Origin of the sequence: Corynebacterium aquilae DSM 44791 (genome assembly GCF_001941445.1) — a bacterium.
Lineage (GTDB): Bacteria > Actinomycetota > Actinomycetes > Mycobacteriales > Mycobacteriaceae > Corynebacterium > Corynebacterium aquilae.
Genome location: NZ_CP009245.1, coordinates 2,787,389 through 2,803,939, shown reverse-complemented (window position 1 = coordinate 2,803,939; position 16,551 = coordinate 2,787,389). Strand labels below are relative to the sequence as shown.

At 52.8% G+C, this 16,551-nt stretch carries 11 protein-coding genes; all 11 read left to right on the top strand.

The features are described 5' to 3' along the window. Nucleotides 1-207 precede the first annotated feature (207 nt). The 11 genes from CAQU_RS11815 to CAQU_RS11765 are packed head-to-tail and all read left to right on the top strand — an operon-like array spanning nucleotide 208 to nucleotide 16,548. Complete coding sequence (locus CAQU_RS11815; protein ID WP_075728005.1) at nucleotides 208-810, top strand: acyltransferase; 603 nt, start codon at nucleotides 208-210, stop codon at nucleotides 808-810. Next, nucleotides 810-1,922: a DegT/DnrJ/EryC1/StrS family aminotransferase gene (locus CAQU_RS11810; protein ID WP_075728003.1), complete on the top strand. Its 1,113-nt coding sequence runs from the start codon at nucleotides 810-812 to the stop codon at nucleotides 1,920-1,922. Before CAQU_RS11815 ends, CAQU_RS11810 begins: the two co-directional genes overlap by 1 nt. Nucleotides 1,923-1,924: 2 nt before the next feature. Further along, complete coding sequence (locus tag CAQU_RS11805; protein WP_075728001.1) at nucleotides 1,925-2,920, top strand: Gfo/Idh/MocA family protein; 996 nt, start codon at nucleotides 1,925-1,927, stop codon at nucleotides 2,918-2,920. A gap of 22 nt (nucleotides 2,921-2,942) precedes the next feature. After that, nucleotides 2,943-4,244, top strand: coding sequence for a nucleotide sugar dehydrogenase (locus CAQU_RS11800; protein WP_075727999.1), 1,302 nt, complete (start codon nucleotides 2,943-2,945; stop codon nucleotides 4,242-4,244). 14 nt (nucleotides 4,245-4,258) lie between these two features. Next, nucleotides 4,259-5,638 (top strand): glycosyltransferase family 4 protein, encoded by a 1,380-nt coding sequence (locus tag CAQU_RS11795; protein WP_075727997.1) that lies wholly within the window; start codon nucleotides 4,259-4,261, stop codon nucleotides 5,636-5,638. A 35-nt stretch (nucleotides 5,639-5,673) separates the two neighbouring features. Then, a complete protein-coding gene (locus tag CAQU_RS11790; RefSeq protein ID WP_157109015.1) occupies nucleotides 5,674-7,755 on the top strand; it encodes a hypothetical protein in 2,082 nt (693 codons plus the stop codon). 48 nt (nucleotides 7,756-7,803) lie between these two features. After that, nucleotides 7,804-10,359, top strand: coding sequence for a glycosyltransferase family 4 protein (locus CAQU_RS11785; RefSeq protein WP_075727993.1), 2,556 nt, complete (start codon nucleotides 7,804-7,806; stop codon nucleotides 10,357-10,359). A gap of 24 nt (nucleotides 10,360-10,383) precedes the next feature. Then, on the top strand, nucleotides 10,384-12,189 hold the full coding sequence (locus CAQU_RS11780) for an asparagine synthetase B family protein (protein ID WP_075727991.1): 1,806 nt from the start codon (nucleotides 10,384-10,386) through the stop codon (nucleotides 12,187-12,189). 44 nt (nucleotides 12,190-12,233) lie between these two features. Further along, nucleotides 12,234-13,484 (top strand): UDP-N-acetyl-D-mannosamine dehydrogenase, encoded by a 1,251-nt coding sequence (gene wecC / locus CAQU_RS11775; RefSeq protein ID WP_075727989.1) that lies wholly within the window; start codon nucleotides 12,234-12,236, stop codon nucleotides 13,482-13,484. Further along, nucleotides 13,484-14,404: a hypothetical protein gene (locus CAQU_RS11770; RefSeq protein WP_075727987.1), complete on the top strand. Its 921-nt coding sequence runs from the start codon at nucleotides 13,484-13,486 to the stop codon at nucleotides 14,402-14,404. The genes wecC and CAQU_RS11770 overlap by 1 nt, the downstream gene beginning before the upstream one ends. Then, nucleotides 14,404-16,548: a glycosyltransferase gene (locus tag CAQU_RS11765; RefSeq protein WP_075727985.1), complete on the top strand. Its 2,145-nt coding sequence runs from the start codon at nucleotides 14,404-14,406 to the stop codon at nucleotides 16,546-16,548. The genes CAQU_RS11770 and CAQU_RS11765 overlap by 1 nt, the downstream gene beginning before the upstream one ends. The last annotated feature ends 3 nt before the right edge of the window (nucleotides 16,549-16,551 follow it).

Below are 16,551 nucleotides of genomic sequence, written 5' to 3'. Positions count from 1 at the left end.
TAGGTGTAAAGCCGGTGAGTGAAGTTGTTTGAATCTGCACGTGGTTCCTAATAGTGATAGGATTTTCAGGAAATATTCAGGAATTTTGAGCCCCCTTTGCCCATGTCAGAACTTATGGTCTGCGCGCTTCGGCCAATGATGGGTAGATTGAAGCTAGATTCCCAGGATTGCCTTGCACGGCAGTCCTCCTCAGGTTAGGAAGTTTGCATGGAACCACGCATTCAGCCGTCAGCGGATCTCGATGAAGGCGTCGAGATTGGAGACGGAAGCTCAATTTGGCACCTGTCGCAGGTGCGTGGCGGGGCATCCCTCGGGGAAAACGTTGTCGTTGGCCGTGGTGCGTATGTTGGCACCGGCGTGAAGATCGGCGACAACGTCAAGATTCAGAACTACGCGCTGGTGTACGAGCCTGCGGAGCTTGAAGATGGTGTTTTTATCGGTCCGGCAGTGGTCCTGACCAATGACACTTTCCCGCGTGCGATCAATCCGGATGGCACCCAGAAGTCCGGTGATGACTGGGAAGCCGTCGGCGTGCATGTGTGCAAGGGTGCCTCTATTGGTGCTCGTTCTGTGTGCGTTGCCCCCGTAACGATTGGTGAGTGGGCAACCGTCGCTGCAGGCTCTGTCGTAACTCGTGATGTTCCCGCATTTGCGCTTGTCGCAGGTGTTCCGGCGCGTCGTATCAAGTGGGTCGGAAAGAGTGGTTTCCCGCTCGAGGCTGTCGAAGACGGCAAGTTCCGTGACCCCAAAACCGGTGATCTTTTCGAAGAAATCGAAGATGGCCAGAAACTCGTAGAGGTAGAAAAATAATGTCTAATCACTTCATTCCCCCAGCATCCCCGATTATTGGCCAGCCTGAACGTGACGCAGTCGATCGTGTTCTTCAGTCCGGCATGATTGCACAGGGCCCTGAGGTTGCAAAATTTGAAGAAGAGTTCGCAGCCTTGATGTCGCCTGGAGCCGTTGCTGTTGCAGTGAACTCCGGTACTTCTGCACTTCACCTCGGTCTCCTCGCCGCTGGAATCGGGCCGGGTGATGAAGTGATCGTTCCTTCCTTTACCTTCGCGGCTACCGCAAACTCCGTTGCTCTGACCGGTGCTACCCCCGTCTTCGCGGATATTGATCTGGATACCTTTAACCTCAGCCCGGCTGCTGTTGAGGCTGCTATCACCGATAAGACCAAGGCTGTCATGCCGGTGCACCTCTACGGCCTGCCTGCAAATATGCCGGCGCTTCGTGAGATCTGCGATAAGCGTGGTCTGATGCTGTTCGAGGATTCTGCGCAGGCTCACCTGGCAGAGATCGACGGCAACAAGGTCGGTACTTTCGGCACCTTCGCTGCGTTCTCTCTGTACCCGACGAAGAACATGACTGCAGGCGAAGGTGGCATGGTCACCACTGGTGACGAGAAGGTCGCTCGTAACGTGCGTCTGCTGCGCAATCAGGGCATGGAAGTGCGCTACCAAAATGAACTAGTCGGCTTCAACAACCGCATGACCGACGTTCACGCAGCTATCGGCCGTGCCCAGCTCGAGCAGGTTTCCGGCTGGACCGAACAGCGTCAGGCCAACGCATCCCGCCTCTCTGCTGAGTTGCAGGGCGTCGTGGTACCTCACGTTCCCGAAGGTTACGTGCACGTATACCACCAGTACACCATCCGATTCGACGGCGCCTCCCCCGAAGAACGCGACCGCATGGCTGAAGCCTTGAAGACTGAATACGGTGTCGGCACTGGCGTTTACTACCCGGTTCCGAACCACCGTCTGCCTTCTCTGGAGCACTTTGCTCCGGATCTGCACCTTCCGGTCACCGAGAAGGCTGCTGCTGAGTGTCTGTCTCTTCCGGTTCACCCGGTTCTGACCGACCAGGATCTTGACCGCATCATCACTGCTGTTAACGCTGTCGCCAAGGCCGGTGCTTAAAAATGGCTAATTTGCGAGCTGGCCTCATTGGCCTGGGTATGATGGGTCGCCACCATGCACGAAACCTCCATGCCCTAGATGGCGTCGATCTCGTTGCCGTTGCCGACGCGCAGGGAGATCCGCACGGCGTGGCCGGCGATGCTCCTCTGTTCAGCTCCGTTGAGGAACTGATCGAGCAGAAGCTGGATTACTGTGTCGTGGCAGTGCCGACGCACTTGCACCACGAGATCGGTACAAAGCTGGCTGCCGCCGGAGTCCATGCACTCATCGAGAAGCCTCTCGCCGAGACCACAAAATCCGCAGAAGATTTGGCTCGGGTGTTCTCTGACGCCGGTTTGATCGCAGCAGTCGGTCACATCGAGCGTTACAACGCATCCCTGCAGCAGCTGCGTCGCCGCATCGACGATGGCGAACTTGGCGACGTCTACCAAATTTCCACGTTCCGCCAGGGGCCCTTCCCCGCCCGCATCGCGGACGTCGGAGTCGTCAAGGACTTGGCATCCCATGACATCGACCTGACCTCTTGGGTCATGCGCTCCGGTTACAAGGACGTCAGCGCCCGTACCGCGCACAAGTCCGGCCGTCCTCACGAGGACATGGTTATCGCAACCGCAACTCTTGAAAACGGCGTCATTGCTAACCACACCGTGAACTGGCTGTCTCCTGTTAAGCAGCGTCAGACCGTCGTTATCGGCGAGCGTGGCATGTTTATAGCTGACACGCTTACCGCGGATCTGACCTTCTACGCTAATGCTTCAGTACCCAGCGACTGGGGTGAGATGTCACACTTCCGAGGCGTTGCCGAAGGTGATGTGACGCGTTTCGCCATTCCGAAGCCCGAGCCGCTTCGTCTGGAGCATGAACAGTTCCGCGATGCCGTTCTCGGAAAAGCAGATGCTGACATCGTGACTGCCGAACAGGGCGCAAGCGTACTGCGCGTTTGTGAAGCAATGATTGAGTCGGCCAAGACAGCAAAAACCATCTCTATCGGCGCCTAACGCCAACTTTTTTGGGAGAAATATGAAGATCACCGTTATCGCCCTCGGCAAGATTGGCCTGCCCCTGGCGGTGCAGTTCGCTTCGAAGGGTCACCAGGTTACTGGCGTCGACGTACAACAGTCTGTTGTTGACTCGGTCAACGCAGGAAAAGAACCATTCCCCGGCGAATATCGCCTCGAAGAACTGCTTCAGGAAGCACGCGAAGCTGGCAACATTACCGCGACCACTGACTACGCCGAGGCCATCCCCGGCGCAGACGCCATCGTGCTGGTCGTTCCGCTATTCGTCAACGATGACACTTGGGAGCCGGACTTCGGTTGGATGGATGCCGCCACCCGTTCGTTGGCCGAGCACCTCACCCCGGGAACGCTGATTTCTTACGAAACCACCCTCCCCGTAGGAACCACGCGCAACCGATGGAAGCCGATGATCGAGGAGATCTCGGGTCTCAAGGAAGGCGAAGACTTCCACCTCGTATTCTCCCCGGAGCGCGTGCTCACGGGCCGCGTTTTCGAGGACCTTCGCCGCTACCCGAAGCTCGTTGGTGGCTTGAGCGAAGAAGGCACCAAGAAGGCCATCGAATTCTATGAAGCTGTACTTGACTTCGATGACCGCCCTGACCTCGCACCGGAAAAGAACGGTGTCTGGGACATGGGATCTGCTGAAGCCGCTGAAATGGCAAAGCTCGCGGAAACCACCTACCGAGACGTGAACATCGGTCTGGCTAACCAGTTCGCCAAGTTCGCTGAGTCCAAGGGCATCGATGTCTTCAAGGTCATCGCTGCTTCCAACTCACAGCCCTACAGCCACATCCACCTGCCGGGTATTGCCGTTGGTGGACACTGCATTCCAGTTTACCCGCGCCTATACCTGCACACGGATCCCGATGCCACTATCGTCCGTACCGCACGTGAAGCCAACATGACCATGCCTGCTCACGCAGTTGCTCTCGCCAAGGACGCCATCGGTGGATCCCTGTCCGGTAAGAAGGTCATCGTTCTCGGTGCCTCCTACCGAGGCAAGGTGAAGGAAACTGCCTTCTCTGGCGTGTTCCCGACGGTCTCGCTTCTCGAAGCTGAAGGCGCAGAAGTCTTCGTTCACGATCCGATGTTCACCGCGGACGAGTTGAAGAAATTCGGTTTTACTGCGGCCGAAGAAGGACAGTCTGCTGATGTCCTGATCATTCAGGCTGATCACCCGGAGTACAAGGAATTCGGCCCCGACACCTTCGCTGGCGTTAAGGCCATCGTGGACGGCCGCAACGTGACCGACGCCAACAAGTGGCCCGGTGTCGAGCGACGAGTCATCGGCGCCGCCGGCTAGATCGGCAAGTGTAAATGTTGGATGGCTGTGCTGTTCCGATCGAACTGATCGGGTCGACATATACCCAAGAAGAATTGATTTCGGCTCTATATCTGGAAAATCAAATCCTGCGGGAACAAAGACGCCCTACCCAGTTCGCCGAGGCAGTGCAGCCTCCGTCATTTTCTGAGATTCGGGAAGAGTCTCATTTCTCAGCAGCGCTGAGATTCCATACGCTCTTTCCGGTTAAAAGCGGGACTAAACCCCGTCACCTAGTAATCGCTAACACCTACCCGAATTACGGCGCGGAATACGGAAATGGTTTCGTTCACCGACGCGTAAAGGCCTACCAAAGTTTGGGTATCGAGGTTGACGTACTTGCGATGCCCCGACGCACGGACAGCTACTCGTACGAATACGACGGCGTCCAAGTTCATGTTGGCAATGCTTATGACTTAGCAGCACTGCTACAGCTCAGGAACTATGACTCGGTTTCAGCACATTTTTTGAATCCGATTCAATTCGAGACGCTGCGTGCCGCGAGGCAGTATAAAAAACTGCCCCTCACGACTTTTGTACACGGATACGAAGCATCCAGGTGGATTCGTCGTGTACAGACACAGCCTGAATCGCATGAACTGCGAGCTGCGATTGAGCGGACAGTGATTTTGCAACAATTCTGGTCAACCGTGGTTGAGCAAGCGGAAGAGTTCGACAGCTTCGTCTTCGTTTCGAAATACTTCCACCGCGCGGTGGAAGAAGATATGGACGTGGTCTTTCCTGCGAATTCCACACACATCATCCATAACGTAGTCGACGAAAAGGTCTTCAAGTACCACTCAAAGGTCGCTGATGATCGGTTCCGGATCTTGTGGGTTCGCTCTGCTGCTGCTCGATGGTACGGCGCTGACCTGGCAACGGAAACTCTGAAAAGGCTTCTAGCGGGGCCCTATGGGCCCAGAATTACCGCCACCATCATTGGAGATGGACAGCACTTTGACCTATTTGAAAAGGAATTCGTGAACGACGGCCGCGTACGCGTTGAAAGAAGATTCGCGTCCCAAGAAGAAATCGCGGAGCTTCACAAAAATCATGGTTTCTTTCTAGTTCCGACGCGGCTTGATTCTCAGGGTGTTTCTCGGGATGAGGCAATGAGTTCTGGATTGGTACCAATCACCAACAATGTGGCTGCAGTACCAGAGTTCGTTGATGATGACTGCGCGATACTTGCAGGGCATGAGAATGTCGACGAGATGGTTTCTAAGACCGAGGCGCTTATGGCAAACCCGGAGGCCTTTTTGAAGATGTCTCAACGTGCTGCTGCACGCGTGAGGTCTCAGTGCGGATTTCTGCAGACTATTTCCCGTGAAGTCAGCGTTATCGCGCCGAGCTTTTCAGAGGGGGTGAGGAGTTGATAAAGCCGCTAGTTGTAATCGATCGTTATGGCCCTGTGGCTGGTAACTTTGCCACCTTGGCCAGAGAAACATGGAATGGTGCCATAGTTTTGGCAGTGACGCCCGATTTTCGAGCGCTCAACGCAGATATCCAGTTACCGTCGTGGGCAGCTAACCAGGAAAACGGATTCCCTACTCTTCAAAAGCGTTTTTTCAAACAGCTCATTGCTGAAAACGAGTTGGACAGCGTAATTGCAGTAGGTTTGTCTGCTGCAGATGCCGCAACTAATTTGGGGCTAGGTCTTGAGATCGATGTAGTTCTCTCTCGAGGTGAATGCGACTTTAGCCCACGGCGTAAAAATTTAGCGGATCGTTTTCATCGCGTCGTCGACGGAGCTGATCGTCTATGGTTTGACGACACCTATGAAATGGATAAAGCGGTCGCGCAAGGGTCCACGAAACCCCATTTGCTCACCCCCATAGCAGTGCTCAAGAGCCGAGTGCTTAAAGGTGCAGACTCCCCTAGCGTAGTAGCTTTTTTCCCAGATGATTGGACACCGGATGCCGTCGAGCATCGCGTTCAAAAACTCCGAAACCACCTGCTCGAGTTGTCAGATATTTCCGTTGACGTAACAGCCCTTCGTATGAACGTCGGTTATACCCGCGGAGATTTATCCCTTGGAAGGGGGTTTCCAGGAGCCTTGCAGTACCGGGTGCCAAAAGAGTGCACCCACGCGATTTTTTACGGCGACGCGCCCGCTTCGGCTACCATGCTGGCGGCTTTCCATGTGGCGCATCCCCACCGAGTTTTCGTTGAGGAAACCCTTGGCAACGCAGACGTCGCAAACCGCTTAGGTATTCCAGAAGAACAAAGGGGTAGAGGCGCTGCTCTAGATCAACGGCTTGCTATCAAGATTGCGGAATATTCCTACGGGCTAGAAGATGCGTGCGATGTTTCAGAAACCCCTGCGCCAACATCGCTGTTGCAGGCTATCGAGAAAGCGAAAGAAAACAACCTGCCTTGGTGGTACGAGCAGACGCAGTGTGAACCATCCTTTGAGCAGATCAACGTCTTTTTCTCCGCAGCGCCGATCGAAAACCGTACAAACGGGGCGCGCCCGATGCGAATCCGTTCAATGGCCGAAGCAGCTACTCAGAAGTGGTCAGCAGTCAGGCTGACTTCGAACGAGCGCATCCTAGAGCGCCGTGGGCGAGCAATAAACGCCATGTTGCTGTCAGGTGCGCAACTGGGGATGGCCTATTTAGAGAACTCCACTTCGCCTATGTTGGAGCAACAAAGTCGACTGGTTTCCTCGTTGTTCCGGTCCTGGAAGGCGCAAGGACTCAAGATTGCATGGTTCGTCCGTGACCTGCATTGGCTGTCTAAGGAAGCTCCCATCGACGAGGAGATTCGCGGTGCGTTAATTGGGCGAGGGATTTCAGAGCTTCAGTTAATAAAAGATGTTGCTGATGTTGTCTATGCTCCATCGCGGGAATCTGCGCAGATTTTTGATGAGCTTCTAGATTCCAGTTCATTCCAATCCGCGTTTGAGTGGCGATTCTTGCCACCAGCAGTTGCCGCAGCGAATGCGTTGAATACGGCTGCCCTGCCTAAAGAGGGGGGCGTGGAATTGGTCTACTCAGGTGGCTATGGCGGGATCTACACGATGCCCAAGTTATTTGAGGAACTACGCGGAGATTCAGGTAACTGGTCTCTGACGATGATTATCCGGCCCGAAGATGAAGAAAAGGTACGACAAGATACGTCGGATTTGCCCCCGGGGCGAGTTTCTATCAGGACTGGAAACTTCGGTGACTTTATTCCGCTGAAGGAACACACCGTGGGTCTGGTTCTTCTAGAGTCCGACTACGCCAGGAACAGTTTTCCGTTCAAGGTAATGAGTTACATCGAGAAGGGCATAACTCCCTTGTGTTATTCCGGAACAGCAGTTTCCTCGTTCGTGACAGCCAGCGATGTGGGTGTCGCTGTTGAGGATAAGTCAGGTGAATTAGCCCAGTTGATTAAAAATTGGTCGGCGAATCAGGATTCGGTTCCTCTGCAGTGGGATCAGATCCATCAGTCGATGAGTTGGGAAGCGAGGCTGGACTCAGTGGCACATGACCTTAAGAGCCGTTAGTAAGTTTTTCAAAAACTAAAACCAAATACAGAGCAAGGAGTGTTTTAGATGAAATATCGTCCGCATATGGTAATGGCAGTTGGAAATCACGTTGTGGGTGATTCCCGCGTGGAAAAGGCTGCGATGACCGCAAGAGATCTCGGCTACCGCGTCACGGTTGTTGGTGTATCTCACCGCACCGTTTTCCCGGTTTCTTTTATTGATGGAAATATCCCAGTTGTACGTATTGCGCTGGGTTCGGCAAACCACAGCAAAATCGCGGAAACCGTTAAAGCAGAGATTGCAGAGCTACGGGAAAATGACACAAAACTCAGCGAACTTAAAAGCGACGTTGCTGAGTACGAGGGCATCGTTGAACGAGCCGGAAATGGCGTTTCATCCAAACCCTTGCCGCAAGATCGTTTTGGTGCCGTACTCCTCAAAGGCAGGAAGCTGAAGTACACCGCCTTCGAAAAGAAGAGCGCTGTTTTGACTGAAGTCGAAAAGAGACGGCACAACTTCACTGCCATGTTGCCCGAGGGATGGCGAAAACTATGGCCGCAGATCGAGGATTACGAAAAGCTCTTTTTTGATGCTTTCACCCTGTTGCAGCCGGATTTGATTCACGTTCATGATCGCCACCCCATGGCCGGTGCACAGAAATATGTCACCCAGCACAACGCCCTCAATCCCAATAAGCCTCCGGTTAAATGGGTTTACGATGCTCACGAATGGTTGCCTGGGCAGGTGTTCAGTCCCCCGTCTCGACACACAGCGGGATGGGTGAATTCTGAGCGAGACTTGCTCCGTGGTGCTGATTCCATCATCACAGTGTCGCCTGAACTTGCGGATAATTTCCAAAAAACACACAACTTGAAGACTCTTCCGGGTGTGGTCGTAAATGCTCCTCGAAAGGGAGCGTGGGGTACTCGAGATGCGGGCCGTTTGGATATTCGTACGGACTGTGGGATTGAAAACGGGGAGCCTCTGGCCGTCTACGTCGGTGCTATCGCTGAGCGTCGTGGCGTTCTGACCATGGTGGAAGCCCTTGAGTATTTACCGAAAATGCACGTGGCTTACCTTGCCGCTAAGGATCCGCGTTCTCGTGAGATGATCCGAAACAAGGCTCTCGAGCTCGGCGTCTCTGATCGCGTTCATATTTTGGACTATGTTTCTGCGGAGGCAGTGTCCACGTACATTTCTACTGCGGATATTGGCGTTTCTCCTCTGCTGCCGACACCCGCACACCATCAGGCTGCACCGACCAAGGTGCGTGAATACGTCCATGCAAAGCTTCCTTGTGTCGTCAGTGATATGCGGGTGCAGTCTCAGTTCGTGCGAGATTTGGGCATTGGACAGGTGTATAAGGCTGGAGACGCAGAGGCTCTCGCAGATGCGTTCCAGTACTGCCTTGATAACCATGACGAAATCGTTGCCCGTTACACGGATCAGGTCATTTACGAAAACTCGTGGGAATTTTTCGAGAATGTCATGAAGGAGCACTGGGAAGCGCTGCTTCCCGAAGGCATGGAGCCGCCTGAGCCACAGAAGATTCCAATGTCGGATCGGATAATCTTCGTGGCGGACCACTCTCGAGATACTCCTGAGCGTCCGGGCATGTTTGCTGATCCAGGCGAACTCGTAGCCATAGAAGAAGAGTTGGCCCGTCGTGGTTGGAAGGTCAGCAATGAGCTGCCCCAAATGCCCAAGATGGCTGGGTCCCTAGGAAACGGTCGTTTTATTGAGACCCCTGATGGTCGTGCTTTCCAAGGCTTCTTCGAAGCCAACTATGCAGACGTTGCGGGTGTGGTGTACACCGGTGAACTGCAAATTGTCGAACGCTGGCCGAACATTCACTCCTCAGGGCTATTGACTGGTGCCGGGATCCAGACCCAACGCATTTTCCGAGATCGCAACTTGCGCGATGTAGATGCTCTTGCAGCGCGCTACCCGGATCACTGGGTTAATTCCCTGGGTAAGGAGGCATACGATCGTTTTAACCGACAGTGTCGCCGTAGCCGCAACCTGATTACTAAAGGACATCAGTCGCTTCTGACTCGTGATCCGATTACCGCCATCAGTTTCGGAGAGAACACCGCCTACCTGCCGTATCTCGTCCAGGACTTTGTCGATTCCGTTCCGAACCATGATGGCGACATCACCATCGGACTTATTGGAGACGTTCGGAGAGGTGCACCGGAGCAGAGCGTTGTTGAAGAACTCGCTATCGATAGCCTGCAGGGCAATTTCAACGCTGTCGAATTAAACAAGGATTCGACCCTGGAAGACCTTGCAGCGTGCGACGTCGTGGTGGATGCACTCAGCGAGGATTTTCCGACTGAGACTGGTTTGCGCGCGATGGCCGCTGGCGCAGTGGTCATTGTGGGGTCTGCCGGTAACGATATGACTGGAAAAGCTGAACCGCTCGCGTCGATGGATGACATCCACGGCCCCTGGGTCAACTCTTCCGTTTCAAGGTTGCGAGAGGATTTGGAAAGCTTGCAATCCGATTCCCAGATGCTATCTTCTGGACGTCAGGCCAGCTTGGACTATGCGCGTCAGAACCACAGCGTTGAAAAAGTTACGGACTTGTTGGTCTCTGCTCTAAAGTTGGACTTGCGATAGTTCAACACAGAGGAGTTACTCGGGATGCATGATGCTGAACCCGAAATGGATAGGGCCTTCCGCCGAGAACCCGTCTTCTTGGTGGCAAGGCTTTCCTCTGCAGAACATGCAGAGGTAATTCGTAAAAGACTAGCGTCTTTCTTCGAAGTCCAGCTCGGTTCGGTTCAGCATTGGAGAGGGCAAAGTCTTTCCTCTTTTTACATTGAGCCGGCCCAACCACCAGCTGGGGCAACTTGGATCTCCACAACCAGTGAGAAAGTGGCTGTCAGCGCGCATACAATCTTTTCCTCGACGACGCTGAACAAGCGTGATGTCAATGGTCTTCTAAGATTTGCTCCTGCTGTTAGTGACAGCAACACGACGATCCAAGAGCTCTCGGGCCCTTTGAGCTATATCTTGCACAAAATACCTCAAGACATCGCGTACGCAGTGAACGATGTCTTCGGGTTTGGTTCCCTCTACATATCCACTGCTCCGGATTTCGTCGCGTTCGGAACCTCAATTGAAGCGATAGCTGTAGCCCAAGACATTCCTACTCAGATTTCGGACGATTACTGGTCGGCTTATTACGTCGCTGGTTGTGGTATCGGAAATATCACTTCCATGAAAGGCGTAGAGAAGGTCCCTCCAGGAAGTCGGGTGTCCTTAGGTGAAAAAACCTTTGTTGTTTCGGATGTGCGATCGTATGATCGCCTTCTGGAGGAAAAGGTTGATGAACCCGCTGATATTGAGGGAGTCATAGAGGCGGCGGTCGGCGTCCTTGGCGATTGCAAGGCTCACCTTGATGGAAAGACAGATATCGGGCTTTCGGGCGGAATGGATTCCCGCTTCGTTGTCGCCTGCGCATTAGCCGCGGGCCTTGATTTTGAGACTTTTACTCGGGTCCCACCTCAATTAGAGGCAACCATTGCTCAAGATTTGATGGCGACCATCGGTAAAGAAGATTCTCACAGTGTGATCCCGTTGGGAGCTCGTGATGCAGAATCCCCCTTCTACCGTGGTGTTCCGAGTATGCCGGATACGCCGATTCTTGCCCGCGCGGAGGAATGGTTTCGATACACGGGCGGTGATTGCTGGTCGACATCGTTGCGGTTTGAGTCACCCCATCTCCAACCGAAACCTACCGATAATTTCTTTATCACTGGTATCGGAGGCGGTTTAGATCGTCAGGTGGCTATCATTGCTTCCGATATGGAGGCGGGGACACCTGAATTTGCATTGCGCCGTTATGTGTCGACGCGAATGGAGAAGCGTGCCTACTTGCCTCGAGCGGTGAGGGAGCGAGGTACTTCGCTGTACGAAAAAGTTTTGTTAGATGCTTTTTTTAAGGGATTCGACGGCTATCAAGCATTGGGTATTGCATGGCTTAACTCCCGTTTTCGGAGGGGTTTTCCAGTCCCCGATGCAGATACAATGGCCTTAAAGGTGCTTCCCAAGCTGTTCGTGGAAACATTTAAAGGATCAGCGCAAGACAAATATCAGGCAGCGGTTCTCAAGGAGGCCACTGCCCGCCTGGTTCCTGAGTGGCGCAATGTACCTTATTACGCAGAGGCTGCAAAAAATCACGCTCGAGAAGAAACTAACAAGGTGACCATTCAGCCAACCTATTGGGAAGTTAATAGGGAGGAATTTCTCGAAGCCGCAACTTGCGCGATGCAAAAGGATACGTTCCTTAACTTGTCGAATAAAGAGCTTGAAGCGACTATCGACACAGTTCCTGACGGTCGTGCTGCGACGAACTACAGTTTCGAATTCCTTTTCTGGCAATATTCTTGCATTCGGACGGTAGAGCGCCTTAATGCTATTAAAAAGTCGCACCCATTAAAGTAAAGTGCGATCCTTCAGTTAAAATTATTTAGAGAAAAGAGCCCCTCATGGACGATGTTAAAAAAGTTCAAGCTGCGAAAGCTGACGTGTGTGTAGTTGGCCTGGGGTACATCGGTTTGCCAACGGCCGCATTTTTCGCGAATGCAGGACTACAAACAATTGGGGTTGACATTAATCCCAGCTACGTGGAACAAATTAATAAGGCTATTGTTCCTTTCCATGAGCCGAATTTTGAACAATTCCTTTCTGATGCGGTGAATAGTGGCAGGCTAGCAGCGCAAACGAATGTGACCTCGGCGAAAGCTTTCATTTTAGCTGTGCCTACACCTTTTAAGGGTGATTACGAAGCGGACCTGTCTTACATTGATGCTGCCACGAGGTCGGTGGCTCCCTTTTTGGAAGGTGGGGAGCTAATTGTGCTGGAGTCTACTTCTCCTCCGGGCACAACCAAGCATGTTGCGGAACTCGTTTCGAAACTGCGCCCCGATCTGTCCGCAGAAGACTCTATTTTCTATGCACACTGTCCTGAGCGGGTCTTGCCTGGAAAAATCATGGAAGAAATGCGCAACAATGCGCGTGTCATTGGTGGTTTAACACCCGCATCCACCAAGTTGGCAGTGACCCTTTATGGAAGTTTCTGTGAGGGTGAAATGCTCGAAACGGATGCCACTACCGCGGAGATGGCGAAACTCACTGAAAATTCCTTCCGAGACGTCAATATTGCCTTTGCAAATGAGCTTTCCATCATTTGTGAGGACTTAGGCATTGATGTTTGGGAGTTGATCGAGCTCGCTAACCATCATCCCCGCGTCAATATTCTGCAGCCGGGGCCGGGCGTAGGTGGACACTGCATTGCTGTAGATCCATGGTTTATCGTGTCAGCGGCCCCAGCAAAATCCCGGTTGATTCGTACTGCGCGTGAAGTGAACAATTCGAAACCCGAATTTGTCGAATCGCAAGTCGTAGCAGCAATCGGAGAGGTTGAAAACCCCAAGATTGCAGCTCTGGGCGTCGCTTTTAAGGCAGACATCGACGATCTTCGTGAGTCTCCTGCTGTTGACATCGTGGTGAATCTGGCAGAAAAGCTACCCTGTGCCGATATCCGTGTCGTCGAACCGCATGTCGAAGAACTGCCCGAGTCTATGAATTGGGCCAACATACGTAAGGCCACTATGGAAGACGCACTTCGTGACGCCGATGTGGTGTTGCTCTTGGTTGATCACAATGATTTCAAGTCAGTCACTCTGGGTCAGCTTGAGGGGAAGAAAGTCATCGACACGAAGGGCCTGTGGCGCTGATGAGTAAAATGCGTGGTCTTCTCTATAGCAAAGCTTTTGTCTTCGCCTGCAATGGATTTGCGTTGCTGGTGCTATCAGTATTCTTACTCGCTGAGTATGGAGTTCTCCACGCAGTTGTCGGTGGAATTTTTGCCGTTGCGGTATTGATTTTTCAATGGCATGTTCTGTCCGAATTGCATCGTCTAGAAAATCAAACCGAGAGGTTTGCTCGCTCCACGGCCGGGAGGCTTTCCCACCTGCAGTCGGTAGAAGAACTTCCTAGGAAATTTGAGCAAGTCAAGTTGGAAATAAATCGGCTCATCGAGACTGTTGAAGAAGCTGATTCTGACTATCGTGGTGAGAACGGGAGGTTGAGGCCCGCTAATGATCCTTCGGTGCTGCGGGCAGATCGGATACGGGGGAGGCGCGACGCCCATCTTCCTGGACGAGGTGCAGCTGATATCGGCTCGGGGTTGAAAGCTAGGAATCAACTTGTGGGATTCCTAAAGGCAGAAGCTGCACCACCACTGGTTGCAGTTCTACGAGGTGACAACCTGAAAAGTGACCTCGCTGGAATTGCAGACTGCGTGGAGGTAGATCCCTTTGAGAGTATTGAGACGGTGCCTCGAGGAGTCGGTCTTTTGATGATCTCACAGGAAGCCTTCGAACAGGCGCCATGGAACGTGGTCGTTGATGCGAGCGGTACTGCTGCTCTTCTCAGTCTGTGCGATTTGTTGAAGCGGGCGTCCGAGAGGGGGATTCTGACGGTGTTCGTTGGCCCAATCAAAGCAGGACACCATGCTGGAGCAATTCGGGAAGCGGTTTCCCTTCACTATCAAGGTTCTGAGTGGCATGAAAAATTCGGTGACGCATTGCCCGAGCTAGTTCACTCAGCTTCGAGTAACCGCAACAAGAGGCTTGGAAGTCAGAAAGAAAGCTAATGCGAGTACTGCTTTATGGTGACGTAAACCTGAACATCATTGACGGATCGTCAGTGTGGTTAGTATCGATCGCACAAACGCTTGCAAAGGCTGGTTGTGATGTGACAGTGCAGCTAAAAGCGCCGGTGGAAAACGACGTACTTGTCGAATCTCTCCGTAAAGATATTGATAGCGTGACGCTGCTGGAACCTGCTGATGGGATGCCACTTACTACCGATCAAGCCGCTTATGCATTAGATAAGTACGCTTCCACAAATCAAATTGACTTGCTGATCGTCAGGGGCCGGCGAGCTTGTCTTTCTGTGGTCAGACATTCCAGTTTGGCTGAGAAACTATGGGCGTACATCACCGATCTACCGCACCCGGTGACAGCAGTTCGAGACGAAGATCTTGTGGAACTGGGAGAGGTTGCGCAGTCTGCTCGTCGGATGTTTGCGCAAACCGAAGCTGCGCGTAGCTACTTGGAAGCATTAGTGCCCGAAGCTTGTGGCAAGACGATTCTCTTGCCACCAATGATTGCTGACGATTTCTATGAAGGAAATAGAGGCAAAGCATCAGGGGAGAAGCCTGTTGTTTTGTATTCGGGAAAATTTGCGCGGATGTGGCGCACCCTTGAAATGCTCGAACTTCCTGCGAATGCCCGGGAGATCGGGTTGGATCTTGAGCTGAAGGTTCTGGGTTCAAAGTTTCAGGATGATAAGAAATGTCCCGGCTGGGCGACAGATATGGAGCGAAATCTCCACACCCTATCTCAAGATTCAGGCTCTGGTGTTGAGTGGTTGGGAGGGGTGACTCGGGAACGGGCGCTGCAAGAGGCGCTGGCTGCCGACATTGGAATCGGCTGGAGGTCGGAGGAGCTCGACGACAGCTTGGAAGTTTCCACAAAGGCTTTGGAGTACGCGGCGGCAGGAACATTGCCGGTTGTTAATGATACGGCAGACCATCGCGTGATTTTTGGGGATGATTACCCTGGATTTGTTTCTGCTACATCGGATATCCGAGAACTGGCAGAGGTTATCAAGCGATTGCTTGAACGCAGAAACGAGTTAGTCCCTCGAGTGAGGGCTGCGGTAGCAGACTATTCCATGGATGCGGCGGCCCGACGTTTTCGCAGGTATTTCGCTAGAGCGTTTGATGAGGACGGAAACCTTCCTAAGAAGAAAGTCTTGATTGTCACACACGATGCAAAATTCCTCGGAGAAGTCGTCGACTGGCTCAGGGGGCGTGACGACGTCGAATTGAAATTTGACGCATGGGAATCACTCCACGATCACGATATTGATAAGAGTGAAGAATTATTAGAATGGGCAGATGTTGTTTTTTGCGAATGGGCAGGACCGGCTCTGGCCTACTGCTCAAAAAACAAGAAACAGAACACTGTACTTGTGACACGTCTACATGGTTTCGAGCTTAGGGCCCCTTGGCTTAGCAGCATAAAGCTTCGCGAAATTGATCGATGCATCGTTGTGTCGGATTTCTATGCCGAGGAGGTGAAAAAGAAGCTTCCTGAGCTCGAAGACCGGATTACCGTTATAAGTAACGTCATTGATGCAAGCGATCTGCAACGGCCTAAAGTTGGGGACTTTAGATTCGTTCTAGGCATGGCAGGAATTGTGGGCTTTGGAAAGCGTCTTGATCGTGCCCTCGACTTGCTCAAGCGTCTTCGGCAATACGATTCGCGCTACCAATTGGTGGTCCGTGGCAGGCTGCCCTGGGAGTATCCCTGGGAGTGGAAAGATCCATTGCAGAGGCAGCTTTATCTGGATACGTTTGCAAGGCTGCGCGAAGATTCGGATCTAGCCGAAGCAGTTCATTTCGAACCATTCGGTGCGGATATGGGCAGTTGGATGCGCCGAATAGGCTTCATCCTATCGCCGAGTGTTGCAGAGACTTTTCACCTCAGTTGTGCTGAAGGAATCGCTTCTGGAGCTATTCCCATTGTTTGGGATCGTCCGGGCGCGAAAGAAATTTTTGGTGAAAAAGCTGTCGTGAATACCCTGGATGAGGCGGTGGAAAAAGTACTCTCGGTGCGATCCCGTGAAAGCTTTGATGCAGAAAGCGAATCTTGGCGTCGATATGGGCTTCGGTGGGATTATTGTTCGCACTGGAAAGAATGGTCGTGGGCGCTTACACTGAATAGCTGAGAT